The 26,429-nt window shown below is 39.0% G+C and carries 21 protein-coding genes; 7 read left to right on the forward strand and 14 right to left on the reverse strand.

Annotated features, from left to right (window positions below; genetic code table 11):
- Window positions 1-25 precede the first annotated feature (25 nt).
- The gene (locus JET18_RS06890; RefSeq protein ID WP_202089883.1) at window positions 26-757 is read right to left on the reverse strand and encodes a YggS family pyridoxal phosphate-dependent enzyme; all 732 of its coding nucleotides are present in this window, start codon (window positions 755-757) and stop codon (window positions 26-28) included.
- Window positions 754-1,473 carry an AAA family ATPase gene (locus JET18_RS06895; RefSeq protein WP_202089884.1) on the reverse strand — a complete coding sequence of 240 codons (720 nt, stop codon included), beginning with the start codon at window positions 1,471-1,473 and terminating at the stop codon, window positions 754-756. Before JET18_RS06895 ends, JET18_RS06890 begins: the two co-directional genes overlap by 4 nt.
- 235 nt (window positions 1,474-1,708) lie before the next feature.
- On the opposite strand from JET18_RS06895, the gene JET18_RS06900 reads away from it, so the two are divergent.
- The gene (locus JET18_RS06900) at window positions 1,709-2,524 is read left to right on the forward strand and encodes a CPBP family intramembrane glutamic endopeptidase (RefSeq protein ID WP_202089885.1); all 816 of its coding nucleotides are present in this window, start codon (window positions 1,709-1,711) and stop codon (window positions 2,522-2,524) included.
- 1,044 nt (window positions 2,525-3,568) lie between these two features.
- Window positions 3,569-3,904, forward strand: a complete 336-nt coding sequence (locus JET18_RS06905) for a DMT family transporter (protein ID WP_202089886.1) — start codon at window positions 3,569-3,571, stop codon at window positions 3,902-3,904.
- A 360-nt stretch (window positions 3,905-4,264) separates the two neighbouring features.
- Here JET18_RS06905 and JET18_RS06910 read toward each other — a convergent pair whose 3' ends face one another.
- The 5 genes from JET18_RS06910 to JET18_RS06930 form a co-directional block, all read right to left on the reverse strand.
- Entirely contained in the window at window positions 4,265-4,459 is a 195-nt protein-coding gene (locus JET18_RS06910) for a pinensin family lanthipeptide (RefSeq protein ID WP_202089887.1), read from the reverse strand.
- 98 nt (window positions 4,460-4,557) lie between these two features.
- The gene (locus JET18_RS06915; protein ID WP_202089888.1) at window positions 4,558-6,747 is read right to left on the reverse strand and encodes a TonB-dependent siderophore receptor; all 2,190 of its coding nucleotides are present in this window, start codon (window positions 6,745-6,747) and stop codon (window positions 4,558-4,560) included.
- Window positions 6,748-6,758: 11 nt separating this feature from the next.
- Entirely contained in the window at window positions 6,759-8,207 is a 1,449-nt protein-coding gene (locus JET18_RS06920; RefSeq protein ID WP_202089889.1) for an ABC transporter permease, read from the reverse strand.
- Entirely contained in the window at window positions 8,197-9,627 is a 1,431-nt protein-coding gene (locus tag JET18_RS06925; protein WP_202089890.1) for a DUF3526 domain-containing protein, read from the reverse strand. The genes JET18_RS06920 and JET18_RS06925 overlap by 11 nt, the downstream gene beginning before the upstream one ends.
- A gap of 189 nt (window positions 9,628-9,816) precedes the next feature.
- Entirely contained in the window at window positions 9,817-10,518 is a 702-nt protein-coding gene (locus JET18_RS06930) for an ABC transporter ATP-binding protein (protein ID WP_202089891.1), read from the reverse strand.
- A gap of 127 nt (window positions 10,519-10,645) precedes the next feature.
- On the opposite strand from JET18_RS06930, the gene JET18_RS06935 reads away from it, so the two are divergent.
- Complete coding sequence (locus JET18_RS06935; RefSeq protein WP_202089892.1) at window positions 10,646-11,026, forward strand: Fur family transcriptional regulator; 381 nt, start codon at window positions 10,646-10,648, stop codon at window positions 11,024-11,026.
- Window positions 11,027-11,738: 712 nt separating this feature from the next.
- Here the strand turns inward: JET18_RS06935 and JET18_RS06940 are convergent.
- Complete coding sequence (locus tag JET18_RS06940; RefSeq protein ID WP_202090731.1) at window positions 11,739-13,094, reverse strand: deoxyguanosinetriphosphate triphosphohydrolase; 1,356 nt, start codon at window positions 13,092-13,094, stop codon at window positions 11,739-11,741.
- 70 nt (window positions 13,095-13,164) lie between these two features.
- On the opposite strand from JET18_RS06940, the gene JET18_RS06945 reads away from it, so the two are divergent.
- Both JET18_RS06945 and JET18_RS06950 read left to right on the forward strand, forming a co-directional pair.
- Window positions 13,165-13,899 (forward strand): DNA-formamidopyrimidine glycosylase family protein, encoded by a 735-nt coding sequence (locus tag JET18_RS06945; protein ID WP_202089893.1) that lies wholly within the window; start codon window positions 13,165-13,167, stop codon window positions 13,897-13,899.
- A 350-nt stretch (window positions 13,900-14,249) separates the two neighbouring features.
- Entirely contained in the window at window positions 14,250-14,876 is a 627-nt protein-coding gene (locus JET18_RS06950; RefSeq protein WP_202089894.1) for a class I SAM-dependent methyltransferase, read from the forward strand.
- A gap of 2 nt (window positions 14,877-14,878) precedes the next feature.
- Here the strand turns inward: JET18_RS06950 and JET18_RS06955 are convergent, their stop codons facing one another.
- Window positions 14,879-15,604, reverse strand: a complete 726-nt coding sequence (locus JET18_RS06955) for a LytR/AlgR family response regulator transcription factor (protein WP_202089895.1) — start codon at window positions 15,602-15,604, stop codon at window positions 14,879-14,881.
- Window positions 15,601-16,677: a sensor histidine kinase gene (locus JET18_RS06960; RefSeq protein ID WP_202089896.1), complete on the reverse strand. Its 1,077-nt coding sequence runs from the start codon at window positions 16,675-16,677 to the stop codon at window positions 15,601-15,603. The genes JET18_RS06955 and JET18_RS06960 overlap by 4 nt, the downstream gene beginning before the upstream one ends.
- Before the next feature lie 193 nt (window positions 16,678-16,870).
- Here JET18_RS06960 and JET18_RS06965 point away from each other — a divergent pair, with 193 nt between their 5' ends.
- Both JET18_RS06965 and JET18_RS06970 read left to right on the forward strand, forming a co-directional pair.
- Window positions 16,871-17,305, forward strand: a complete 435-nt coding sequence (locus JET18_RS06965) for a hypothetical protein (RefSeq protein WP_228728496.1) — start codon at window positions 16,871-16,873, stop codon at window positions 17,303-17,305.
- A gap of 4 nt (window positions 17,306-17,309) precedes the next feature.
- Entirely contained in the window at window positions 17,310-18,281 is a 972-nt protein-coding gene (locus JET18_RS06970) for a DUF6268 family outer membrane beta-barrel protein (protein WP_202089897.1), read from the forward strand.
- A gap of 481 nt (window positions 18,282-18,762) precedes the next feature.
- Here the strand turns inward: JET18_RS06970 and JET18_RS06975 are convergent, their stop codons facing one another.
- Genes JET18_RS06975 through JET18_RS06990 form a run of 4 tightly spaced genes read right to left on the reverse strand, consistent with a single transcriptional unit; the run spans window position 18,763 to window position 26,396 of the window.
- Window positions 18,763-20,667, reverse strand: a complete 1,905-nt coding sequence (locus JET18_RS06975; protein ID WP_202089898.1) for a lanthionine synthetase LanC family protein — start codon at window positions 20,665-20,667, stop codon at window positions 18,763-18,765.
- Window positions 20,645-21,517, reverse strand: coding sequence for a thiopeptide-type bacteriocin biosynthesis protein (locus JET18_RS06980; RefSeq protein ID WP_202089899.1), 873 nt, complete (start codon window positions 21,515-21,517; stop codon window positions 20,645-20,647). Before JET18_RS06980 ends, JET18_RS06975 begins: the two co-directional genes overlap by 23 nt.
- Before the next feature lie 3 nt (window positions 21,518-21,520).
- Window positions 21,521-24,166 (reverse strand): lantibiotic dehydratase, encoded by a 2,646-nt coding sequence (locus JET18_RS06985; protein ID WP_202089900.1) that lies wholly within the window; start codon window positions 24,164-24,166, stop codon window positions 21,521-21,523.
- Between the two features lie 10 nt (window positions 24,167-24,176).
- On the reverse strand, window positions 24,177-26,396 hold the full coding sequence (locus JET18_RS06990; RefSeq protein WP_202089901.1) for a peptidase domain-containing ABC transporter: 2,220 nt from the start codon (window positions 26,394-26,396) through the stop codon (window positions 24,177-24,179).
- Window positions 26,397-26,429: the final 33 nt, after the last annotated feature.

Raw genomic sequence — 26,429 nt, forward strand, 5'->3', positions numbered from 1 at the left:
CTAAAACTCTAAAACCCTCAGACTCTCAAACTCCCTCGTTCCAATAAAAACTATCCGGATAAATTCTTGACCCAAATACAGCCGTTCCCACTCTCACAATCGTAGAACCCTCTTCAATAGCGGTTTCCAGATCTCCGCTCATACCCATGGAAAGCTCCTTCATGTCAACGTTGGGAATATCTAAACGGATGAGTTCCTGCTGCAGATTCTTCAGTATTTTAAAGCAAAGCCTTACCTTTTCTATTTCGGCACTGAAAAGCCCGATGGTCATTAAACCTTTGATTTTTAAGGTACTGAATTCAGAAACTTTCCGTGTAAGTTCTACAGCTTCATCAGGATGTACTCCGAACTTGCTTTCTTCACCGGAAGTATTCACCTGGATCAGAACCTCCATCGTTTTTCCCACAGATAAAAGCCTTTGATGAAGTTTTTCTGCGAGGTCCAGACGGTCGAGGGATTGTACACAAACAACATCATATTTTAGAATATCCTTGATTTTATTGGTTTGCAGATGCCCGATGAAATGATTGTCATGCGGCGTATTTGTAAGGTCGTTATATTTTTCTTTCAGCTCCTGAACTTTATTTTCAGCGATTAAAAATTCTCCGTTTTCCAAAGCCGTCTTAATCTGTTCAGCAGAAACTGTTTTTGTAGCCAGCAGAAGTTTTACCTCGTTGGGATTCCGGCCGGATTTTTCGCAGGATTTCTGTATTCTGGCATGGATGGTTTCGAGGTTGTGGAGGATATTTTCTTTCATGGCTGTGTGATTTCCCGGGATTCCAGTTTTTTAATCAGTGCCGATTTTACGGCTGTAAAAGTGTGGTCTTTCGCTTCAGCAAAGGAAACAGCGTACTTTCTTTCTATATTTCTGAGGTCTTCAGGGAATTTGGACAGAAGCTCATCATAAAAAGTATCAAGGAATTCATCAGAAGGCATTTCATAATTGATTTTCAGCTGAAAACGTCTTAACAAGGCAGTATCAATGATCTCTGCATGATTGGTAGCACAGAGTAGCAGGGCATTTTCCGGATAATAATCAATCAGCTGGATCAGAGTATTCACCAGCCTCCTCATTTCGCCTACATCCTTATCATCGCTCCCTCTTGCTTTCCCGATCTGATCCAGCTCGTCCAGAAACAGCACCGATCTTTCCCTTGCTGCTTTGTCAAAGATCATTTTAATATTCTGTGAAGTCTCTCCGATGCGGGAAGAAACAATATTACTCAGGTTAAGGATCAGGATGTTTTTACCTAAAGCATTTGCTACGGCTTTTGCAGTCATGGTTTTTCCACACCCTGAATTGCCCTGCAGAAGGATCTTATTGTTCACCGGAAGCCCGTATTCCTGCAATTCTTTAGCGTAGGTGTTCTCTTTGATAAGCTGTACCAGCTGCGCTCTGTTATTACTGTCAAGAAAAACATCGTTGAGGGTCACTTCCTCCTTATCCTGAATGATGAGATTATACAGATTCATACTCAATTGAAAAAAAAAATTTATCTAACACAAAGATAATGCTTTATTGGATGATGAGCAGGGCCTGAAAGTGAATAAGCGGGTAGGCCAGAAGAGTCAGGCCGATAAAGCAAAGGAGGATGGGAAGGAGGATGAGTAAAATAATGGCATTTTAGCTTCTTCAAGTATTGACAATTGTTTCTATTATCCGGATCACGGGGAATTATTTTACTTTTGCTTAAACTAAATCTGATCGATGGAAATGATTAAAAAATATATTAGAAAAGAAGATTTGATGAAATCCGGACTGATCTTTTCCGGACTGCTTATAGGTCTTCTTTTAGGGTTTATTGAATGGACAGGTCTTTTGATCATTGTAATTTTGGGAGGAATGGCTCTGATGTATTCATCACTGGAAAGAAACGAGCAATATTCCCGTTTCCTTTATCACAGTCTGGCTGCTGTTATTTTTGCAGCCTGTATTGCCCTGTATCAGCATATTGTTCCCGGATTTAATAATGTTTTGTATTTTGATAAGATCCGGGTTTCCAAAGATGCCGTTCCTTTTACCATGTATTTTAATGCGGATAAGCTGCTGGCAGGTTTGGTTCTGCTGTTATTGGTTATTCCGTTAAGAACAGATCTATGGCGGGGAATAAAGAAAACCTGGATGCTTTTTTTAATGACTCTCGCTCTTCTTCTCAGCCTGTCGGTTTTATTTCATTTTGTAAGATTTGATTTTAAATTCCATTCCTATTTTATTATTTGGGGAATCAATAACCTTTTCATTGTCTGTATGGCAGAGGAAGTCCTGTTCAGGGGATTCCTGCAAAGACATCTGTCTCTTCTGAATATCAGAAATGCGGATTTTATTTCGGTGGCTGTTGCGGCTTTGGGATTCGGTTTGCTGCACTGGCAGGGCGGAGCGGCCTATGTTTCTTATGCGGTAGTTGCCGGAGGAATGTACGGATGGATCTACCAGCGGTCACAAAATATCTTTGTAAATATTCTGGCTCATTTTTTATTTAATGTCATTCACATTATCTTTTTCACGTATCCGTTTTTGCAGTAGAATATATTTTTCAATTTAATACAAGAAAAGCCGTGCTATTGCGCGGCTTGACTATTTGGATATATAAAATTTGCTATGAAGTCCAGTTTTTAAGTTATGTTTTCGGGCCCTTTTACTCAAAGGAGTAAAAGAGCGGAATCTGAGTATTCAGATTAAAAAACATAAACAATACAATTAATATAGTTGTTCTATAGGCTGTTTCCTGTAATAGAACTTAGTTTCTTTCTTCTCTTTTTACAGTCATAAAGTAAGAAGTGAACACTACTAAACATGTTGCGATACCAATGTAAGTTACCATTTTGTTTTATTTTTAATTATTTGACTTTATTTTATCAATTTTCTAATTGCAATATTACAGTTTTCAAATCATGTGCCAAAGTAAATAATCATGATGTATATCAGTATGTTATGATGTTTATGTATAGGTTTTTATTAACTTTATGTTTACAAAAAATTAATATGTTTTTATGTAATTATTAATATATTTATTATGTTATCTGTAAAAATTTATAAAATTGACAAGCGTTTTTATGCTTCTATATTGGACTTGATAAAACAAAAAATAAGAAATGCGATGCATAATACCGGGTTTTGAGGTTGTTTTAAAACGTCAGATTTTACGAAATGAGAAATATATTATGTTAAGAAAACTTATTTTTTGAGCCTGAAATTTTATCACTCACTTTGGAAAAGCTGTCATATGATATGTCATCAATTGGAAAGTTTTGTCACATGTCATAGAAATACTGACACAGGTGAAACCCATACTGTCAGACTTTTTCAATGAAAATATTTTTCCTGTCCGCAAAATACCTTATAGTAAATACTTTGAGAGAGTATGATTGAAAAGACTAACGAGATGATAATTTTTCCATGTGTTTTTTCTAATCTCAGATGCTCAGGTAGGATTCAGATATAAAGGAAACTAAGAAGCCTGAAATTAAAACAGAATAATCGGATACTGGAATGCCATAAAGTTTTTTTATCAGTCAGTTATTAGTGGTAAGAAAGAGCTTTTCCTTATTTTTGTTGAAAAGAAGCCATATGGGACGCAGTTATATATTCCTTGCCTTAGCCATTATATTTGAGATCATTGCCACTACATTTCTGAAAAAATCTGAAGAATTTTCAAAGCTTTTACCTTCTGTGGTAACCGTTGTGGGCTATGCCGCCGCCTTTTACTTTCTAAGCCTTACCCTCCGGCAGATCCCTGTAGGAATAACGTATGCCATATGGTCGGGAGTAGGGATTGTTTTTATCACACTCATCGGGATTGTGGCTTTCAAGCAGGTTCCTGATCTTCCGGCACTGATCGGAATTGCCCTTATTGTGATCGGGGTGATTGTTATTAATGTGTTTTCAAAGATGGGGACGCATTGATTTTTAGATAAAAGATAAAAGATAAAAGATAAAAGATAAAAGATAAAAGATAAAAGATAAAAGATAAAAGATAAAAGATAAAAGATAAAAGATTTTATCATTAAACATCAATACGAAAGGCCTTTAGCCCGTTTATGCATATTATAATAATTTCAAATTTCAGAATTCAATAGGAGCGGGCTTTAGCCCGCTTACCAAAGAAATTATATTCAAATGGCTTTAGCCAAATTCTAAATCTAAACACAAATGCCGCAAATTTTTCACGAATATCACAATTATCTGTGAAATCTTTTGGAAAAAAGTTTACAAAAAAAGGCCGCTTTACGAATAAAGCAGCCCTTAATAATTCTCTTACGATAACTAGCACTGAACAGTTCCGCAAACGTGAAGTCTGTCCTGAGTTTTTACAGTGTGAGTTGGGTGGTCATGATCTCCTGCCTGAGCAAGTCCTAAACCACCTTGTAATTTTTTAGACAAATCTTTGTCTAGTGCTGTTACGAAGCTTTCGATCTTAAGATCTTCGATGTTTAGCTTCATCTTTTTGTTGTTTTCCATAATAAAACATTTTTTTAATTTGGCCTACTCTTTAAGGTTTTCGGCATTCCCTTGTTGTAAAGATATGAATTTTATTGCAACAAAGTTGCATTTAAATGTTAAAATTTCACCCCTATTTGAAATTTAAAGTTGAAAGGATTACTTTCTTTGTACATCCATGCTTCTCCTACCACAGCAGACCAATCTGAATTGTATCTCGGCTGTACATTTCCGTCTGTGATATATCTTTTATTGGTCAGATTATCAAAGATCCCACGGATAAACCATTTCTTGTACTGATACATAATACTCGCATCCAGCTTTATAAAATCCGGGATACGGACACCGGGAACATCAGTTTCGCGGACCATTGCAGCAGTTTCACCCAAAGCCAGGGAAAGCCCGTTCAGTGTTCCTTTCTGAAATTTATACATCACCCAGGCATTGAGCTGATGCCTCGGAACACTTGAAAATCTCTGCCCAACCATTTGCGAAGCATAAGGATCTTTTGAATACACTGAATTAATGTAAGAATAATTGGCAGTCAGTGTAATATTCGGGTAAATGGAACCGATTACATCAACCTCTATTCCCTGATTTCTTACCTGATTAAACTGAGTCATAAGGCCTGTAGCCGGATTCTGTGAGAATGAATTATTCCTGATAATCCTGTAAGCACTCACAGAAGTTGACAAAAGACCTTCAAACCAATCTTTTTTCAATCCCAATTCTGTGTTGTAACTTTCCAGCGGTTTCCATTCTTTCCCCTGCGGATCTGTTCCGGCCATTGGGTCAAAGCTCTGATCATAAGAGAAAAAAGCGGCAAAATTCTTTTGAATCATAAACGTAACCCCAACCCTTGGATTAAAGGCATGATGTCTGTATATTTTATCATCGCCTTCAGGAGAATAAGGGCCTTTGAGATACCTTTCCCGTCTGTTTTTGCTGTAACGGAATCCTGCATCTACAAATAAACGGTTCCAGAATTTAACTGTATTGTAAACATATGCTCCCAATGTTTTGTCCCGGGAAGATGTATAATCAATCTGATCGTCGGCCTCTGGCTGGGTGAGCAGGTCACGGTCTATTCCGTAATTCTGCTGATCCCGGTTAAAAACAAATTCATTAACGCCCTGGATATGTTCCGTATTGCTTTTGCTGCTGTTAAAATCTGCCCCAACAAGGACGGTATGAACGATATTTGGACTTATATTATAGCTTCCATTGACAAACAATTGAGTATTATACGTCAGATATTTTTGTTTATTTCTGAAACTTGAACGGATTGCATTTCCCGCATCGTCAAACATAGGCGGCGTGTAACTGGCAGTTCCACCCAGAAGGCTCCACTGGTCCAATGGCGTACTTTTAACAGAAGACTGCGAAACTATTTTCCATTTGTCATTCAGCTGATGGTTAAAGACCAATCTTCCGTAATGTTCATCAAGCTTGGAAGTCGGTAAATTCGGATCTCCCTGATAATTGGCATTCCACGGATGCTTTTGAACTCTGGTTTCAGCTTCATACTGAATAAAATTGCTGGATTGCAAAGCTCTGCCTACAATCATATTCCACTCCGCCAGTAAGAACGTATTTTTACTGATATTATACTGAATAACAGGAGCTACAACAAATTTCCGGCGTTTTGCATATTCGGCGTAATAGCCCTGGGATTCATAGGCAGCATTGAAACGGAAAGAAAACCCTTTCTCCTTCACGGCGCTTCCCAGATCCACAGCAGCCCTGTAAAATCCAAAACTTCCGGCAGCAATATTCGCTTCACCAACCCTGTAATTTCGTGGTGCTTTGGTATTGATATTTAATGAACCACCTCCGGTTCCCATCGAATTGACAAAACCAGCCGGACCTTTGATGATATCTACCTGCTCAATTAAGGAAACATCTTCCTGCGAAAGTCCTCCCGCAAAAGACGGCAGCCCGTTTCTGAAAGTACTCACAGGACTGAAACCCCGCAGCTGAGCGTTGAAAGTCCCGGCAAAAACATTTCCTGCCCCGGCAGCATCCCCGATATAAATTCCGCTCACATTCCGAAGTGCGTCCTGCACATCAAAAGCTCCCTGAAGATTCAGCAGGCTGCTTTTGATACTTACAATATTCTGAGGAATTTCCAGCAGCTTATCATTTCGTTTCAGGTTCCCGGAAAGACTGTCTGTTTTAATCTGCTTCATCGCCGTGAGGATCACTGCATCTATTTTTTCCGCAGACAGAGAATCCTTTTTCTCCTGAGCATTCACCAAAGAAAAAGTCCCGAAAAGGACAGCCGTCAAAAGGACGTAATTCTTCTTCATTTTTTCAATATTTATTGTTTAAATTTTCTGATCAATATCAACCCTGCGACAAAGCATCCCAAACTGATGATCCACAAAGTCAGTGTTCCATAGATGAAATCTGCCTTCTTTATTTCATGATGCCTGGCGGTAAAGGAAGGAAGTGTTTTAAGCTCATCCGGTGAGAAGTTGGACAGTGTTCTTTTTCCGTTCTTTACAGCGAAAACCCTGTCAAAAAAACAGGTCTGCCATTCTTTCTGAAAGTCTTTTACATCTTTTTTATATTCCTGATAATCTGCCCGGCTTGTACGTGCCAAAAGCGTGAAAAGATGTTCCGTACTCTGAACAGGATTGTATTTTATAAGTCTGAAAGCCATCTGATTGGCATTATGATCTCCTTTCCATAAAGAATCGATCAAGGCTTTCATTTTTTTCTGTTTGATGTAATAATATCCGGCAAAAAAAGCATCATTCTGATTGTCAAGAGTATCTGAAGGTTTATAAACCGGGGCGTATTTGGGAAAGTTTCTGTAAAAACTGTCGACAACCATTTTAGGCTTCATCGCCCATACCTCATCACTGATCTGTCTGTCTTTTTCTTCAAGATCCAGAAGTTTCAGGTCTGAAGGATATTTTGTCTGTGCTGTTTTATTGATTACTAACGGCAGAAGAAATAGTAGAAAAATCCACAATGTCATACATCCGAATAAATTGAATACGCTGTTCCTGTCCATGGAAATAATAGCAAAACACAGCGCTATCCACAAAACACAGTATGAAAAAAGCAAAAAGCACCAGAGAAAAGCATCCTGGAACGAAGGCATCCCCGATGGAGACAGCAGCATTCCTGAAATATTGATGATTAAAGCAGCAACAAAAATGATGATCAGCCGGATCAGTAATTTTCCAGACATTACCCTTTTCAAAGTACCCCCCTGAACGATCAGCAGATGGCTGATTCCTTTTTCTTTTTCGGAAGAGATGATATTATATACCAAGACGATGATCAGTAAAGGAATTAGATAGAGATTCACATACACAAGATCCAGCCGGCCCTCGAAAAGTATGGCAGGATTCGTCATTTCCCGGTCTACAGCCGCATAATCCGTATAGTAATTCACTTTTTCCGAAACCGGGGTGATATCTTTTATTCCGGCAGCAAGACCCGTCAGCGGATAAGGATGATCATAGGCAATACGGGGAAACCTGTAATCTATGACGTAAGGATTTCCGGCATTTTCTGCCTGCTGCTTTTTCTCAAGACTTGCCGTATCTGTAAAAGCCTTCAGGGTAGTCTGATAGTCTTTAACGGATTCTTTCTTTGCTTCGTCAATGGCTTCCTGTTTCTTTTGGGTCAGTAAATTCCCTGAATAAACAGCATAGCCTCCGATCATAAAAAAGAAAAAAAACAGCGCCCATACAGCCGGCTGCCGGGAAATGTGTTTCCATTCGTATATCAACAGCATGATCTTATCCTTCATAGGTCAAATAGTTTCGTTTAATAATGAATGTAAAGGAAAATACCAGTGCCGCTGTCCAAAACAACAATGACAGAACCGCTGTTATATGGTTTCTGATCACAGACCCTACGGAAGGATATTCATATTTAAAATCCGGAAGACTGCTGTAAAAGTCTTTATTGCTTAGCTTCGTTTTTTCAGAAATGGCAAGTTCAAGTTCCCTTTTGTTCAGCCTGTCCATAATATTATTTCTGTATGATTCAGCTTTGTTGAAAAAATCAATATGATGAGAAACGTCCGTACCTGCAAAGGCCATAGAAAGCTGGCGTACCGCAAGAAACGGATTGATCACACTCATATTCTCCATAAAATACTGCTGCTGTTCAAATTTAGTTTCCACCTTTTTTGAGTAAAAACGGCTCACTTTGTTTTCGTACGCTTCAGCCTGGATAAGGTCAAGGGCGAATCTTATCTTTTCGGGTAGCTGGCTGATGCTGTCTGCATGAAATCTGTTTAAATGTTTTTTAAGGTAAATTTCAGATCGCTCGGTATAAGGACCATCGTTTCCAAGTCCCTTATCAAATCCTGTTTTAATCTGATGTTCAAATTCATGATAAGAAGGTAACGGATACTGTCCATCAGCTGCTGAACTGCTGAATTTCGGGATCAGCAGGACACAAAGAATCCACACGGTGATAGAGGTCATTAACGAAGACCATGATGAACGGCTAAATGCTGAAATCAGCAGAACCACTCCGGAAATAAGAAAAAAATAGACCACATATAAACCGATCCAGCATAATGCCCGGATCAGATGATTTAAAGGTTCATTTTCAAACAGCAAACCTCCAAAAATGACCAAAAAAGGAGGAACCGTGAATAAAAGGACTGCCAGATAAAGCGCTATGAATTTTCCCGTAACCAGATGTCCCAGTGAAGCGCCCTGAACGGATAGAAGTTTTAGAAAACCCTTTTCACGTTCGGACGAGATAGACGAAAATCCCAAACCAATAGTGAATAACGGCATCAGCCACTGAAAAAAAAATGCAGTATTAAGGTCCGGCCTTCTCATAAAAGCCTGAAGATCCGGCAGTCTGTATGAATGTAATTGTGGGCGTTTATGCGCTTCCACTCTATAATAATTTTCTGAATAGATCCCTGTTCCGGATTCCAGAAGGGAGAGATAATTTACGGGTTTAAAAAGGAATGTTCCCCAATGTGCTGCGCTGTGGTTATTCCTGTTCTGTTCCTTCCATTCCCTGTCAATAGAATGTTTAGCCTGATTATTTTTAACGGAAGCTGTATGGAGCTGTGCATAATTGCTTCCCCAGACTCCCAGCAGAATCAGAATAAAAAACAATACAAATATTTTCAGACCATTTTCCTGAAATGCCCGGAATTCATGTTTAGCTGTTAAAATTATTATCTTAAAATCAGTCATTCATTGATATTTGATTCATTCCCATCCTGAAATCTATTCCCATCTCGCTATTGCAACATTGTAGCAAAAGTAATCATTATTTTAAATAATGCACTATTGTTGCAATAAATATTCGCAATTTTTTTTTGACTTATTTCAAAAAATGGAACTATCGCAGATCAAACATGACTGTTAATCATAAAATCTAAATCAGCTCTGCATGTACTGCAGGTATATTTTCTCCAGTTCAGCGGCTGTGACGCCAGAGGTATCCATTTCTTTCACCAATATTCCGTTTTTTAGAATCCCGATGCGGCTGCATGTTTCCCGGACCCTGAAAATGTCATGGGAAGCCATTAATATCGCCGCTCCTTCTTCCGCGAGTTTTTTGAGTAATGCTGAAAGCTCATTGCTGGCGAGTGGATCCAGCCCGCTTGCAGGTTCATCCAGCAGATATACTTTGGCCTTTTTTGCATAGGCAATGGCAATCCCTACTTTCTGTCTCATTCCTTTTGAGTAGGCACTTGTTTTTTTGTTGTGAGAATCCTTTTGCAGTCCGCATTCTGTGAGGATATCAGAAAGTTCTTCTTTACTGTACTCCCTTCCTGCGAGCTTACAGAAATAATAGAGGTTTTCAAGACCGGTGAGATAAGGATAGAGATTTACATTTTCAGGAATATAACCGGTCATTTCCCTTGCTTTTTTTGCATCTGTGCTTGTGCTTACCTTATTCAGGGAGGTTATTCCTGTATCAGGCTGTAAGAAGCCCAGCAGCATATTCAGGGTTGTAGATTTTCCGGCTCCGTTCGGACCAAGCAAACCATAGATTTCCCCTTCTTTCACGGATAATGAAAGGTTTTTCACCGCCTGTTTCCCATTATAGGATTTACTTGTATTTTCTATCTCGATCATAATCGTTACTATTATTGATTTTTAGTATTTTATAAATCTCTTTAATGCAATATTGTTTCAAAAATAAAGATTATATTTGTTACTGCAACAATATGGCATTAATTATATTGAAATTTATTCAGAAAACATGAAACAGTCGAGAAATACAATAGCAAGAAAAGAGATCACAAGGCTTATCCACGAATCCGGAGTCGCTTTGTCCCATGCGGAACTGCAGGTTCTATTGGATGGAATCTGCGACCGTGTCACAACTTACAGGGTATTGGAAAGATTAATGGATGAAGGCATCATTCATAAAGTGGTAGATATAGACGGTACGATAAAGTATGCCGAATGTCACACCTGTACGACGGAAATTCATCATCATGATCACCTGCATTTCAGCTGCGAACAGTGTAAAACAGTGACTTGTGTGGAAGATGTTGAGCCCAAAATCAAATTACCTATCAGCTATAAAGTTCATAAGATCAATTTGACGGTATCGGGGATTTGTCCGAACTGCCAGTAATTTTTTTCTTTAAAAAGATAAAAGCTATCTTCGGTTATTAAACACTAATTTCACAAATGTTTTTCACGAATGACACTAATATATTTGAAGTAATGGTGCTATTTGTGAAAGTATTTGCGATTTAAAAAATCTTTAAAACAAGATGCTTATTTCACGTAAAGGCTTATTAAAAAGGCTTTTGACTTCAAGGGGAGCAAAGATTTATGGCTGCGCCATTGATGAAGCACACGTTTTATGCGCACGCTTCATCGAATCAATCGAAGATTGATTTTTGGCTTTGCATAACTCAAAATATGCGGTGTTATGATAAAAAATCTTTGCGTTTATGAAAACACTAATTTCACAAATATTTTTCACGAATGACACTAATATGTTTGACGTAATGGTGCTATTTGTGAAAGTATTTGCGGTTTAAAAGATCTTTAAAACCAGATGCTTATTTCACGCAAAGGTTTATTTAAAAAGCTTTTGACTTCAAGCTGAGCAAAGATTTATGGCTACGCCATTGATGAAGCACACGTTTTATGCACACGCTTCATCGAATCAATCGAAGATTGATTTTTGGCTTTGCATAACTCAAAATATGCGGTATTATGATAAAACCTTTGCGTTTATGAAAACACTAATTTCACAAATATTTTTTCACGAATGTCACTAATATATTTGACGTAATGGTGGTATTTGTGTTAAAAAAATTCAGATGCTGCTTAAATTAAACTGTCATTCCGATATCAATTCCTTTGATTTTTCTATAAAGATCGGTTGCATAGTTATCTGTCATTCCTGAGACAAAATCTATTACGCCAAGCACTTTCTGATAATCCGTTCCCTCTTCATATACGAATTGTCTAGGAAGCAGTTTCAGGGCTTTTTTATCATAAGATTTCCTCTCATCCTCCGGTTTCAGAATAGACGGAATGAAATGATCAAGAAGTTCGTACATAACGTTGTAACCGGCATTTTCAATTTCCACCACCGCTTTATGGTTGTAGATCTTTTCAATGGAGAAGGCTTCGATGTCCTGCAGGGCACGGTTTTCAGATTTATACATATCAAGAAGGCCGTTATCCAGATTTCCCTGAAGAATATTTTCAAAATTATGCTTATAGATCTCAAGTGATTTATTGATCAGGGCATTGATCGCTTTTGCGCGCAGGTAAGAGATCTTCTCGTTTTCGTTGGAAATAGAAGCCAGTTTGTTCTTGACACGGTCTGTATCACTGCTTTCCGATCTGATCAGTTCAAAAAACAGGTTTTCACAGTCTGAAGTGGATACGATTCCCAATCTGTGGGCATCTTCCATGTCGATAATATTGTAGCAGATGTCATCCGCAGCTTCTACGAGCCATACGAAAGGATGTCTTTTGAATATATAAGGTTCTTCGTTTTCAAGAATAAGATTCGTTCCTTTTGCAATTTCCAGGAAAATATCTTTCTCGTTCTGGAAAAATCCGAACTTTTTTCTGTGGATAATTCCTTTTTTCTTGGCTACAGCCTCACAGGGATATTTTGCAATACTGGCCAGGGTAGAAAAAGTAAGCTGGATTCCGCCATTATCTTTTCCTTGCTGTTGTTGTGCCAGAACTCTTATGGCATTGGCATTTCCTTCAAAATTTACCAGATCTGCCCATTCCTTTTCATTGAATTTCAGCTTCAGATCTTTTTCATTTCTTTCAAAATAACTCGCAATGGCATCTTCTCCCGAATGTCCGAAAGCGGGATTTCCTACGTCATGACATAAGCAGGCAGCGGCAATAACGTTTCCTAAATTATGAAGATAGAAGTTTTTGGAATCTTCCGTAAGGTCATTTTTATAGGCATCAAAGATAAATTCTCCGATAATACTTCCCAAACTTCTGCCTACCGACGAAACTTCCAGCGAGTGCGTCAGCCTGTTGTGTACAAAAACACTTCCGGGAAGAGGAAAAACCTGGGTCTTATTTTGCAGTCTTCTGAACGCAGAAGAGAAGATAATTCTGTCGAAATCTCTCTGAAAATCAGTTCTTGAAGCCTTGGTATGCGGATTGTTTCCTGTACGCTGATTCGTGAAAATCTGGTTTAAATTCATCATTTTTCAAAATTACTCCAAATTTTATTTTTACGGAATAGTATTTGAACTTTTATTGAAAAGCAAAGCCATGCCTGAAGGACCATCGATACTTTTAATGAAGGAAAATCTGCAGCCGTTTGCCGGAAACCCGGTGACTGAGGCTTCAGGAAATGCAAAATTCGATAAGGAGCCCCTGACCGGCCAAACACTTAAGGAAATCCGTACTTTCGGAAAACAGACTTATCTTGTTTTTGATACAATGGCGGTCCGGATTCATTTACTCATGTTTGGATCATATAGCATTGATGAGCAGACAAAACCTGACAAGAGTCTGCAATTATCCCTTCATTTCAAAACCGGCAGCCTCTATTTCTATACGTGTTCCGTAAAAGCTGTAGATCTTGAGTATTTATCAACGATTGACTGGGAAGCTGATATTATGAGTGATGCGTGGAATCCTGAAAAAGCAGAAAAGAAACTGAAATCCAAACCTGAGATGATGGTTTGTGATGCGCTGATGAATCAGGATATCTTTTCGGGTGTCGGAAATATTATTAAGAATGAAGTGCTGTTTAGAATAGGAATTCAGCCTGAAAGTCTGGTGGGAAATCTTCCTCCCGGGAAACGAAAGGAACTCATTGCTGAAGCCAGAAATTACAGTTTTGACTTTCTTAAATGGAAACGGGAACTTACATTAAAACAACACTGGCTGGTTCATACCAAAACCATTTGCCCGATATGCGGTCAGAAACTTGTAAAAAAGCAGACCGGACTTGGAAAAAGACGAAGCTTTTACTGTGAGAAAGATCAGAAACTGTATTAAGTTACAACTATTTTAAACCTTGCCAATGATAATTAAACAAACCTGCATACTTAGTTTTTCATTGCATTTAATAATCGCAAGGGTAGACAAAGTTTTTTGAAGTAAACTATTTTAATAAAGATAAACAAAGGCATTTCATTTAAAAAAGCAAAACAGTTATCTGTTAATTAAAATACTCCCGGTCTTAAGCCAATATTTTTTCTCACTTTTTTAAATTTATTTACAAAATCTATTTTGACCAATGTTTTTTCCATTTGAAGAAGAAGGTGGAAACTCTTTATCTTTGGGCTTCAGCTGAATTCATCACTAAATGAATAACTATAACCTAATTCAACTTAAATTTTCACGAAATGACAGACAACACATGGCTCGACAGATGGAACGACAGATACAGCATGGAAGAATTCGCTTACGGAACAGAGCCCAATCATTATTTAAAGGAACAGCTGGAAAAATTGAATCCGGGTTCTGTTCTTTTTCCTGCGGAAGGTGAAGGAAGAAATGCCGTTTTCGCAGCTGCAAAAGGATGGAAAGTTTCAGCTTTTGATATCAGCAGTGAAGGAAAAAACAAGGCTTTAAAACTGGCAGAGCATCACCATGTAAGCATTGATTATCAAATCGGTGAGCTTCAAAACCTGAATTTTCAGACGGAACAGTTTGACGTGATTGCGCTTATCTATGCACATTTTCCTGCGGACATCAAGTCATCCATTCATCAGATGCTGGATCAGTATCTGCGTAAGGGAGGAATGATTATTTTCGAAGCCTTCAGCAAAAAGCATCTTGACTATGTCACCAAAAATGAGAAGGTTGGCGGGCCGAAAGATATAGGCTCGTTGTTTTCAATTGATGAGATCAAGGCTGATTTTCCCGGCTACCAAATTATAGAACTTGAAGAAAAAGAAATAGAGCTCAGTGAAGGGTTATTTCACAACGGAACAGGTTCTGTGATCCGCTTTGTAGGTCAGAAACAGTAGATCTAACCATCAGAATTCAGAAATCCGCCGGCATATTTTGTAAAGAAATCGGATCTGTAGACTTCCCCGATGGGAATTTCGGCTTCCTCAATGTAGATATTATGGTTATCAAATGAGTCGATGAAATCAATATTGACCACATAAGATTTGCTTACCCTGAGAAAGGTTTCCCAACAGATTTTCTGATGGATGGTTTTCAGATTCATGGCTGTAATAAGCTTCTGCTGGCGGGTATGGATCACTACATAATCTTTCAGTCCTTCTATAAATTTAATGTCTGAAAAACTGATCTTGTAAAATCTCCTGTCCGCCTTGATGAATAAAAAATCTGCCGTATTGGATTCTACCGTATTTTTCACCGTATCTTGGGATAGAAGTCCGTTATAGAGAATGGCCTTGTCTATCGCTTTGTCCAGTCTTTCAGGATCTATAGGCTTCAGCAGATAATCTACAGCTTCCAGTTCGTAGCTTTTTAATGCATACTGGGAATAGGCGGTTGTGAAAATAATCAGGGATTTTTTCGGCAGCATTTCGGCAAATTCCAGTCCGGTAACCATGGGCATTTCAATGTCCAGAAAAATAAGATCGGCATCATTGGTTTGAAGAAAATCCAGTGCGGAAGGGGCATTGGAAAATTCTCCCAGGATTTCCACCTTTGAAGTTTCCTGGATCAGTGAGCGCATTTCTGCTCTTGCCAAGGGCTCATCATCTACAATAATACAGTTCATACAGGAATTTTTAAATTAACGGTATATTCTTTTTCGCCGGAAATAATATTCAGTTCAAACGTTTCTCCGTACAGGAGTTCCAGTCTTCTTTTAATATTGGCCAGTCCCAATCCGCCGGAATTTGTATGAGATATGGTCATACCCGGATTCATGGAGTTTGTACAGGTGAAATAAAGGATTTTATCATCAACATTTACCTTTATTTTAACATAAGATTCGGTACTGCTGATATCTATACTGTGTTTTACGGCATTTTCTACAAAAGTGGTGAATAAATTCGGAGGGATAAAGGTACTTTTTACCGTTCTGTTTTCCGTATCCGCATTGATTTCAAAAGAAAAATGATCTCTTCTGATCTTTTCAAGGTTGAGGAAATTGGACAGAAAATCTATTTCTGACACGAGTAATGTTTTTTCCTCACCATTCTCATACAGCTGATATCTCAGGAACTCTGAAAGCTTGACAATCACCATTGATGCTTTTTCCGGATCTGTTCTGGTGAGCGCTTTCACATTATTCAGCATATTGAACAGGAAATGCGGATTGATCTGATTGCGGAGTTCATTCAGCTCCATCTGCAAGGTAAGGTTATTGAGTTCGGTGATCCTTTTGTTATCTGTGATCCATTTCTGAAGGAGTTTTACTGTCGTTGTGGTCAAAATGATGGGAATACACATCAGAATACCTTCATAAATGCTGCCTCTATCCCCTTCTTTTTTGATATTTTCAACTCTGAAATCTTCGAAGAAAAATTTAAAACTATATCCTATCATATTCAGCCCTGCGACCCCCATCAATATGAGCAGAACCAAATAGGTAATGTATTTTGTTTTAAAGAAAAATTTCGGGACCAGGACATATATATTAATGTAGACCATCCCAATCAGGACCGTATACACAAAGAACAGAACATAATACTGATAAGCGCCGGAATACCAATGCCAGAACCGTGCATTATACATCAGCATAAAAAAGAAAACAAGAAATGTAAAATGCCTCCAGAACCGGTACCGGTCTTCCACCAGAAAGTCCATGACCAGTGTTTCCTTAAATCCTGAGGTTCCGTTTCCCATAGTATTTGTCCGTTTTAATACAAAACAAAAATAGAGAATAACGTAAAGAATAGCTATAATATTATACAAACCCTGTATTTTTTTATACGAATTCTAAAGCAGCCGGATTTCGTATAAATTAGAAGCGGTTTGGTATAAAAACAAATTCCTGTGGCTTAATTCTCTTTTTCTTTGCCCTGTTCAATTTTTTTTAATGCTTATGGAATTAGCCGTTTTTCAGGAACTTACAGAAGAAATAACCTTAGAATGTTTTTATATGACAGAATCCCAGCAAGAGGAGAAAGTAATACAGCTGATCGACCTGCATCATTTTGTGGAATGCTACGGTTCTCCAATTAAGATTTTAAGCTACATCCAACATCCTATTAATATCATTCATGAAAACGGATTCAAAAAAGGAATTCTATTTTATGATCTGAAACATTCGGGACCATTTGACTGGAATGCTTTTGAAGAGTTTAAAAGACGGAACCACCTTAAGGAAATCTGGTTTGTCTTTGTGGAAGAAGATTCTGTTTCTGACACGATGCGCCACACCGATTTTATTGCCGAAAACAGTTTAGAGATATTCTATGATAAAATATTCGTGTTCAATTTTTTCCAATCTGTCATAAAACCTTTAAAATAAAACCATGAAAACACTGAGAAGAGCTCTCGTTCCACTGGCATTACTGCCATTTAAAAATATAGTATATGCCCAGAAAAAAGATAGTATTCCCCTAAAGGTAAGGGCATTTTTTGCCGATAAATTTCCACAGAACCGCGACCTTAATATTGAATTTACCCAAACGGCTCCTTTTCAGTTTTCATCAAAACTTCATGGAAATGCGCTGCCTGATCATAAGGTTAAAAGTTTTCAGCAGGTAAAAGCAGGCGTCAATATTTATTTTGTCAAAAAGAAAAACTGGCTTCTGAGCACCGCCCTGAACTACCGTTATACCGCTATTGATACGGAAGAAGCTCTTTTAACTGGAAATAATACAAAGAATGACTATCATTATCATTCCGAAGCTTTAAATCTGAGCTATTTTTCAAAATTATGGAACAAGACAGCGATATACAGCGCCAGTGTTTCGGCTGATGGAAGTGATCAGCATTTTGAAAGAATCCGGGGAATGGTGACTGCCTCATTGGTGTTAAAAGCCACGCCAAAAACAAAAATGCTCATAGGAATTGCAGGTATTATTGATCCCAGCTCCCAGGTACCTATTCTTCCGGTTTTCACCTATGAAAATAAATTCAACAATGGTTGGGTACTCGATATCCTTCTTCCCAGAAAAGTGATGGTGCGTAAAGATATTTTCTCCAACAGCAGGATTTCTCTGGGTACCGAAATGGACAATACTTCTTTTTATACGTACCGGAACAACAGAACGTATGAATTCCGGCAGCTGGAAATCAATTCCGGAGCTATCTATGAGCATAATCTGGGCGGTAATTTCATCGGAACTTTAAAGACGGGAATCAGGGCAGTTCCGCAGGCTAGAGCTTTCGATAAAGAGGAATCTATCAGGGATTATATTTTTGAGGCGAATTATAAACCTTCATTTTATTTCAATGTTGGAATATCTTATAATCCGTTTGGAAAGCCGCGGGTGAAATAGTTTTTTTTGAATTCACGGATGTACGTAGATTTTCACAGATGATAGCGGATTAATTTGTTTGTATTCGTCAGGGAATCTGGTGAAAAAATAATGAATAAAGGCTTCGACTCCGCTCAGCCTGACAGTTGGTAACATTGTGCATAGTATTAGCGATGTCAGGCTGAGCGGAGTCGAAGCCTGACTGATTCTAATGAGAAATCAGTTACTCCAGAAATTACATTTAACTATTAAATAATTTGTAGATCAGTTCCTGTCTGGGAATCTTGGCCCAGGAAGCTGTAGCGTTAAGAAAATCAATGCTGTGAACGTTAAAAAAATTCTACTGTTCGAAGCGCGACACTCATTTTGAACCGATACTCATAATGGAATTCGCGCAAGTTTAGAATTTTTAGAGAACAGCATTGATTTTTAGCGAAAGATTCCAGCCTTGAATTTTTGGTCCTTTTGTTTTCAAGACAAAAGGACAAATAAACAAAAAAAACTATTCAACAATCCTTACAAAATAATTTTTAAGCAGCTCTTGAATCTGTTCCCGTAATTTTTCCTCAACGAAACCTTTTTCCTCCTTAGAATACTCGAAATATTCTGCTAATTCCTCAATACTTAACGAAGTTTCCAACAACTGAAGAATCACAGAAGTGAAAGGATCGGGCATAAGGTGAAACAGTTCTTCATCAGTATTGTAGAAGAGATTTTCATATTTACCTTCTTCAGAATGCTTGTGATTTTCCTCTTTCCAGTTGAACCGGGATTCATAAATATAGATAAACGGATTTCGGACAAAATGTTTTTTATGAAGATCAGATGGGTTGTTTTCTGTCAGTTCCTGAAGTTCTTTTTTCAGGATATTCAATCTTGTTTGAAAGCATAAAGCACCCTTATGGTCCTTCTGGATCTCAATCTTAAAGGTTTCCAGCTGATGGAGATCTGAAATATAATTGGACGTTTTTTCCGGTAAATTTGTGATGATGTCTAATAAATTTTGGCCAAACTCCTCAATCGTATTTGAATCATAAACGGATTCCTGAAACTGAGCGAAAGTCTTTAAAACCTGAAGTGTCTGAGGATAATAACGTTCAAAAAATCTCTTTTTGATTTTAAGATCTTTCAGAATCGTGCTTTGTTTTGATGCCGGAAGTTCAGGATGAAGGATAGAATTAAAAGATCTCCCTTTTATCATCTGTAATATCGAAAACCCAATGCCAGCGGTACCTGTCATAAGTCCGAGGTCTTCAGAATTTTGAATGCCCCATCCGGAATGATGGTTTTCCCTGCTTTTTCTTAAACCTTCCAAGGTGATTTCTGTAGCCAGTTCTAAAGCTTCCTGATCTCCAAATACCTGATGGTACTGCAGCAGAAAATCGGAAAGCCCACCATAACCGCTGAAAAGGATGTGATTCCGTTTAGCTCTTGTCTGAATATCATTTTTACATCTTTCAAATATCTTTTTGCAGTCTTTTTTGTACGCCGGATTACTAGTGATCTTAAAAGCTGAAATCCTTGCATTTCCAATGCCACAGGCTCCGTGTGCCCATGCATTAAGATCAAAATCTTCCGGCTGGAAAGTCTTTTTATTCCAGTCAAATAAGTCAGGCAGGTTATTTTTGGAAGCTTCCCATCTCAGATCCATCCAATTGTTGGTTGAAGCATCATAATAAATATCTTCATAGCGGAAGGCCTGTTCAGCCAGCCAGATCAATTCATCATTTTCAAAATATTTTCCCAGCTGGAGCAGACAGAAGCCAATTCCTGCATTGCCATGGGAAAAGCCGCATAAAGAATCCATGGACAGCTGGTTTTTGCCCCATTTAATTCCGGACTCAGCGACTAAAGATTTTTCCAAAAGGGTAGTGGCCAAAATCACAATATCCTTACCTGTTTTCGGATCTTCTGTGAAATGATAAAGCATACAAACGGCCGTTAAAATCCCCGAAAGCCCGATCAGCAGATCCTCCGTCTGTTCTGCCATTATTTTTTTCCGGTAGATCGTATAAATTTCGGTAACCTGTTCAAGGTATACACTTTTACCCGTAACCCGGAACAGCTCCAAACCCAGATAAATCACTCCGCTTATTCCATCATAAAGGCTAGGATTGGCAATTTTACGATCTATGGAATACTGATAAATTATAGCGAAAGCTTTTTCAGCGGTTTCAAGATCTTTTTCCTTTCCATCGTTTTCGTACAATGCCAGGAAAAACCATGCAATGCCTCCCGTTCCGTTCCATAAAGAAGGGTTGAAACCGGATGAGAAAACTCCCTTATTATCAAGGGAAATGGTTTCCCAGTAGAAACCGTCTTTACCATGTTTCATTTTGGAAAGGAGAAATTCCCTTATTTCATCCAGCCCCGATTGTAGCTCGTTAAATTTCTGGTTTGCTGTCATAATTATGGATTAGAGGGATCATTTGCATGATTAAAAAAAGAATATAGGATTCCTCAGCATTCACTATTCCCAGCCTGTTATTGGCCATATGGATAAAACTGAGCAAAGCCTCGTCTACAGCATCTGCTGATAATCGGGATTGAGAATATCCTTTGAAAACCTTTTTGTTGGTTTTGAGAAACTCCTGAAATAAAGAATCTGTCGGTTGATCCAGTGAGTTCCAGAATTCCGTAAGATTTTCAGTCAGTACATTCCGGTAGAGATCAAATTGATTTTGAAAAGCATTCAGAACATTTTTCCTGTCTTGTTCCTGCTCATCAGCATTCTCAGAGAAAGGAACCGGAAGCCAGCTTTGTATAAACTTGTCACACAATTGCTGAATAGAGCTTTGAGGAAATTCCGATCCTTTAAAAAATACCAGATGGGTTTTTAAAGCAAGAAGATAACGTTCAGAGGCTGTTAATGGGTTATTCTGAACCAAATTATGCAAAATAAACCGTGATGATGCGCAAAATTGCTCTTCGGCATAGATCATGGTCTTTGTATTGCCATACCGCTCTGTTTCCGGAATGTATTCAGCTTCTTTTAATGTAATACTGTCTCCGCTGAGGTTTTCATAAGCTGTGATGTGATCTTTTAGCAAAGAAAGAACATCATCCGATTCTTCATCAGTCAGAAGAAGCCGAAGCCGGATATGATAACCGTTTTCAAAATACCGGATAAAGAAAAACTGTACTTCCCGCTTCAGTGCGGTTTCAATATTTTCAATACACGGATGCACAACACCTTTCAACACAGTATCTGCATGATCCTTGTGGTATAAATAATACGTTTTCCAGTTTGTTTCCATAATTTAAAAATGATACCATTGGATCAGATGTTCAGAGACTCTTTCCTGAGCTTGATCCACAGAGGGCAATACTTCTTCCAGATAGATAAAAGATCCTGCTCTGTTGAGGAGTTTGATGAAAAGGCCAAAAAGCAAAGGCTGTTTAAAATCAATAAACTGAGGCTTGTAATCGTCCCTGGTTCCGGCAGTTTTATCCGGTGAAGGCTCTTCAGGAATGTAGGAAGACTGCAGATAAAGAAAGACCGAAGAAGGAAGTTCTTTTTCCAGCAGCCATTGGTGAAAACGCAGAAAATAAATACCTTCATTTTCCTGGTTATTTTGCCGTGGAATCATATTGAAATCGATCAGCCAGCCTTTACGGCGCAGGACCAGTTTGTCTTCATAGATAATTCTTGGGAAAATCCTGATCTCTTCACTGCTGAATTGTTTTGAATGATGAAGATCAATAACCTGAATCAACGGATGATAACTGACATAAGTGCAGGGATTGAAAAGAGCCATCAGCTGATAAAGGTTCGATCTGTTGGTAATACTTTCCAGGCACAGATCAAAAGCGTAGATCTCTTTTTGCAGAACAGTATCCAGTAAAGAAACACGGTCCTGGTCTTCATAATAAACAACAGCGATCCGGTCCAGAGGAATCTGCTGAGATTTTTTCATCTGAGTATTGGAAGACGGCATTTTCACTTCAAAATCCAGTAAAGGCGGATGGATATTGGCGTTAAAACTGGAATCATCATTAAGCTCAATAAGCAGTTGGTCCGGAAATAAGCGTCTGTTGTAATCTTTATGGAGTTCAGCAGTTTCAGGATCAAATAAATGAAGGAACCTGCCGCTCATTTTACCCATTCCCTGCATCAGTCCGTTCACAACCGCTTTTGTTCCCGTTCCGGATTTTTGATCAAAAAACTGAAGAAACACAGAACCTGCCGGGCAGGATTGATCTGAAGAAGGCAGCTGGCTCAGGTTTTTCTTTTGAATTTTTATTTCATCAAACTGTGCTTCCTGCTGAAGATCTTTCCAGAACAATTCCGGCCAGATATCCGGTTGGATTTGCTCTTCTTCCGTTTCAGTTTCACTTTTTTGGCGGTAATATTCATGATAAAAAGTGACAAGAGGAATGGGCTGGTCTTTTTTGTATGTGGATTTAAAAAAGTTTTTGATCCTGTTTTTCTCCCTGGCCCGGATATCAAAAGCAGATAAGCGGTTTGCCAGTTCTGATAAATGCGTAGCTAATTCATTGACTGCACTTTCGCTGACTTTATGAACCTGATCGGTATACGCATCTTCGTAAATAAATCCTTCCTGACGATAATCCACAGGGATATAGGGCAGTTTTTCAAAACCTTCTCCATTTTTATATTTTTCAAGGATATGGTCAAGGATGTTCTTGATCTCATCTTTCGGGAGTTTGATAATTCCGGCCTGATTTTCAAGGTCTGAAATGGTACGGTCAAACAGGGCTGAACTGTCTTTTAAAAGAATTTCTCTTTGTGCTATTCCTGCGGTTCCGAATTCATTTTTTACCTGCTGAAGATGATCAATAAGCTGACAGAGCTGTTCCGTAGATCCGTTCCCATTTTTATGTTCTGCCAGAAACTTTAAAAGATGACTGTCCCAATCCGGATCAATTTCAGAACATTCCAAAGTAAGCTCCAGAAATCCTGAATCGACCAGTTTTAAAACATAATGCTTTAATTCCGAAGAATCTGCATCGATCTGCATGGAAAGATGTTCGATAAATGATGCAAGAGAAATACGTTCTTCGGAACCACTGATCATTTCTTTAATGTACCGGTTCACTCCTGTTGCCTGGATTTCCTGAAAGACCTCAATATTCACACAGTTCATGAGAAAGCTGAAACGTCCGTTAGTTTCCGTCATGCTGCTGTTGATATTCACAAACAGTAAGCCCTGAAGATCAGGATGGCGCTCCATGAGTTTCTTGATGCGTTTAAGAAGCTTATTATTCAGACGTATTTTACTGGTTGGAATTTCCGGAGCTGAGATCTCTACATCATTTTCAGCAGTCATTTCAGTAAGCCCTAAATACGTGAAAGTACTGAAAGGAGAGGTCTTGTAAGCCATCCGGGTAAGATAGCGGAGCACACTGAATTCCATCCGCTCATTGTCTTTGTTCAGTGATTGTACATCTGCATTCCTGAAACCTTCAAGCTGTTCGTAAAGATCTTTGCTGGAAAGAAGAACTCCGTTTTTGAAAGGATATTCTCCGGCCAGCTCCTGAATGGTATGCCTTTGTAACCACTGCTTTTCCTGAAAATCTTTGCCCCATAACTGTTCAAATTCTTTACAGGTTCTGCCTGCATTCAGCCATTCTTCCCATGTATTCTTGATGGAATTAAAAGTTTCAGACGGAATTTTTTCCGCTAAATTCTGTACATTCGAACGTTTATTGAATACGGATCGCTTCAGGTTCAGCAGCAGTTTTCTCTCCTGATCATCAGAAGATTGTTGAATCAAAGCATACAATTCATCACATAACTTTTCATTGCAGGCCTGATCGTGATCTGTAATTTCCTGCCACTGATTCAATAGTTCTTCAACGTTTTGGATCGCAGATGTATTCAGGCTTTGTACGGGCAATGCTGCAAATCGTGTAAAAATATAAGGTAAAATATTCAGGTTCATTTTCCGTAATTTATTTTCCGAGTTCAAGTTGATTTTTCACTAAATGATAATAAGCACCTCTTGATTGGGTTAGAGCTTCGTGATTGCCCTGTTCAACAATTTTTCCTTTGTCCATCACGATAATATTATCGGCATGAACTACTGTGCTCAGTCTGTGCGCCACAATAACGACCGTTCTGCCCTGAAAAAAGAGGTTCAGGTTTTCTACAATCAGTCTTTCATTATTGGCGTCCAGGGAATTGGTAGCTTCGTCCAGAAATATATAATCGGGTTGGCGGTAGATCAGCCGGGCGATGAGAAGCCGTTGTTTCTGGCCTTCGCTCAGACCTGTTCCTTCACTGCCGATCTGCGTTTCATAAGAAAAAGGCAGGCTTTCAATAAAGTCCTGCATATTGACCATTTTACAGGCATCTATTACCCGCAAAAGATCTTTTTCCGGGCTTCCTACCCAGATATTTCCGGCTATGGTGTCCGTAAAAAGGAAAGAATCCTGCATAACGGCTCCGCACTGTCTGCGTAAGCTTTTGGCACTGATCAGTTTCAGATCCTGTCCGCAGAAAGTGACCGTTCCCCGTGTTGTATGGTAGAATTTAAGCAGCAGCTTCAGAAGAGTGGTTTTTCCGCTTCCGCTCATACCTACGATGGCGGTTACTTTTCCGGCAGGAATGGTCAGCGAGATCTGGTGAAGCACATCAGGGGATAATTTTCCATACCGGAAACTTACATCGGCCAGCTCAATAGATCCGGACTTTCCTCTCTGTAAAGCCAAGGTAGAGTGGGCATCTTCTGTCTCTTCATATTCTACTTCCGAAATACGCTGCAGGCTGAATTTTGCGGTCTGCATGGAACGGATAAAATCGGAGAGTTGGTTGACGGTTCCATTCAGTGCGCCGTACATATACGTGATGGCAAGCATGGCCCCAAGCGTCAGATTTCCGTTGATGACCAGGGATGCGGTAAGGAAAGTCGTTAATACCCCTGTGGTTTCATTGATGAAAAGAGCGACGCCCTGAATCCGTTGATCCAGTTTCAGATTTTCCATTTTCACTTTATAGGTTTCTTCCTGCATGGTTTTCCAGAGCTGGTTTTTTTCCTGTTCTGCGCCTGTCAGTCTTATTTCAGTCATCGCTTCAAAGGTTTCTATCTGATGACGTTGTGCATTGGCCAGCAGGCTGAATGTGCGCTGATCGAGACGTCTTCTTTTCTCTTCAAAAAGATGGGTCCAAAGTACACTGATAGTGCTGGCGGCCAGGAAGAGAACAAAGAGTTTCCAGTTATAGTAGCAGAGCAGTCCTCCATTCACCAGAAGGATTATGATGGAAAGTCCTGCATTCACGCAGTTTTTGGTAAGAAATTCTTCCACCCGCTGGTTGTCGTAGATCCGTTGCAGGTTATCTCCGCTGCTCCTGTATTCAAAGAAGGAAAGTTTCAGCTGCATCAGTTTATCTACGAATTCATAGATAAGTTTAATGCTGATATTCATACCCAGTTTAAAAAGAATCCGGCTGCGGAAAAAATCGGTTAAAATTCTTCCGGTAAATAAAATAAGCTGTCCCAGACAGATGATCGTCAATATTCCAATATCCTTTTGAGAAACAGCGCGGTCAACCACGGCTTGGGTTAATAAGGGAATTGCCAGTGTCAGAAGGGTTGCGATCAAAAGGGCTGCTATGACCAGAGAAATATTTTTGCGGTCGTCAATCCGTTTCAGCAATGAAAATAAATTAACAGCAGGATCCGGCCGATTGGTTATCTGGTCGAAAACCTCTGTAGGTTCCACAAAAATGGCGATTCCTTTATTTTCCTGTCCGGGAGTGCTCCAGTGTTCCAGAAAATCCTTGATTGTATACCGCATATTTTTTCCCAGGGCAGGGTTCCCGACATAGGCGTGCGTTTCCGTAAGGTTCCATAAAACAACAAAATGATTGTGATCCCAGTGAAGTATGCAGGGCAGAGGGGCTTTTTCCAGCAAGATTTCCAGACTTAATTCTGCGGCTAAAGTTTTAAAGCCCAGATTTTCAGAAGCATATTTTAGCCCAGAAACGGATGTTCCCTGGCTGTGCACGTCGCAAAGCTCACGGAGATCATTCAGTGATAAATCTTTTCCATAGTATGCTCCAAGCATTTTGAGGCATGCAGGCCCGCAATCCATGGTATCCAGCTGCCTGAAAAACGGGTAATGTTTTCTTTTAAAAAAATGGGTAATTCCTCTTATTAATTTATTCTCCATGAGCAATCATACTGCGTTGATTTTAGATTCAGC

It is taken from the genome of Chryseobacterium endalhagicum (assembly GCF_016745235.1).
Taxonomy (GTDB): domain Bacteria; phylum Bacteroidota; class Bacteroidia; order Flavobacteriales; family Weeksellaceae; genus Chryseobacterium; species Chryseobacterium endalhagicum.

Coding starts and splice junctions, on each gene's coding strand:
- JET18_RS06955 (WP_202089895.1), bottom strand. CDS start 15,604: ATGAACTGTATTATTGTAGATGATGAGCCCTTGGCAAGAGCAGAAATG.
- JET18_RS06950 (WP_202089894.1), top strand. CDS start 14,250: ATGACAGACAACACATGGCTCGACAGATGGAACGACAGATACAGCATG.
- JET18_RS06990 (WP_202089901.1), bottom strand. CDS start 26,396: ATGGAGAATAAATTAATAAGAGGAATTACCCATTTTTTTAAAAGAAAA.
- JET18_RS06970 (WP_202089897.1), top strand. CDS start 17,310: ATGAAAACACTGAGAAGAGCTCTCGTTCCACTGGCATTACTGCCATTT.
- JET18_RS06915 (WP_202089888.1), bottom strand. CDS start 6,747: ATGAAGAAGAATTACGTCCTTTTGACGGCTGTCCTTTTCGGGACTTTT.
- JET18_RS06925 (WP_202089890.1), bottom strand. CDS start 9,627: ATGACTGATTTTAAGATAATAATTTTAACAGCTAAACATGAATTCCGG.
- JET18_RS06980 (WP_202089899.1), bottom strand. CDS start 21,517: ATGGAAACAAACTGGAAAACGTATTATTTATACCACAAGGATCATGCA.
- JET18_RS06890 (WP_202089883.1), bottom strand. CDS start 757: ATGAAAGAAAATATCCTCCACAACCTCGAAACCATCCATGCCAGAATA.
- JET18_RS06910 (WP_202089887.1), bottom strand. CDS start 4,459: ATGGAAAACAACAAAAAGATGAAGCTAAACATCGAAGATCTTAAGATC.
- JET18_RS06930 (WP_202089891.1), bottom strand. CDS start 10,518: ATGATCGAGATAGAAAATACAAGTAAATCCTATAATGGGAAACAGGCG.
- JET18_RS06920 (WP_202089889.1), bottom strand. CDS start 8,207: ATGAAGGATAAGATCATGCTGTTGATATACGAATGGAAACACATTTCC.
- JET18_RS06965 (WP_228728496.1), top strand. CDS start 16,871: ATGCTTATGGAATTAGCCGTTTTTCAGGAACTTACAGAAGAAATAACC.
- JET18_RS06960 (WP_202089896.1), bottom strand. CDS start 16,677: ATGGGAAACGGAACCTCAGGATTTAAGGAAACACTGGTCATGGACTTT.
- JET18_RS06905 (WP_202089886.1), top strand. CDS start 3,569: ATGGGACGCAGTTATATATTCCTTGCCTTAGCCATTATATTTGAGATC.
- JET18_RS06940 (WP_202090731.1), bottom strand. CDS start 13,094: ATGAATTTAAACCAGATTTTCACGAATCAGCGTACAGGAAACAATCCG.
- JET18_RS06975 (WP_202089898.1), bottom strand. CDS start 20,667: ATGACAGCAAACCAGAAATTTAACGAGCTACAATCGGGGCTGGATGAA.
- JET18_RS06900 (WP_202089885.1), top strand. CDS start 1,709: ATGGAAATGATTAAAAAATATATTAGAAAAGAAGATTTGATGAAATCC.
- JET18_RS06985 (WP_202089900.1), bottom strand. CDS start 24,166: ATGAACCTGAATATTTTACCTTATATTTTTACACGATTTGCAGCATTG.
- JET18_RS06895 (WP_202089884.1), bottom strand. CDS start 1,473: ATGAATCTGTATAATCTCATCATTCAGGATAAGGAGGAAGTGACCCTC.
- JET18_RS06945 (WP_202089893.1), top strand. CDS start 13,165: ATGCCTGAAGGACCATCGATACTTTTAATGAAGGAAAATCTGCAGCCG.
- JET18_RS06935 (WP_202089892.1), top strand. CDS start 10,646: ATGAAACAGTCGAGAAATACAATAGCAAGAAAAGAGATCACAAGGCTT.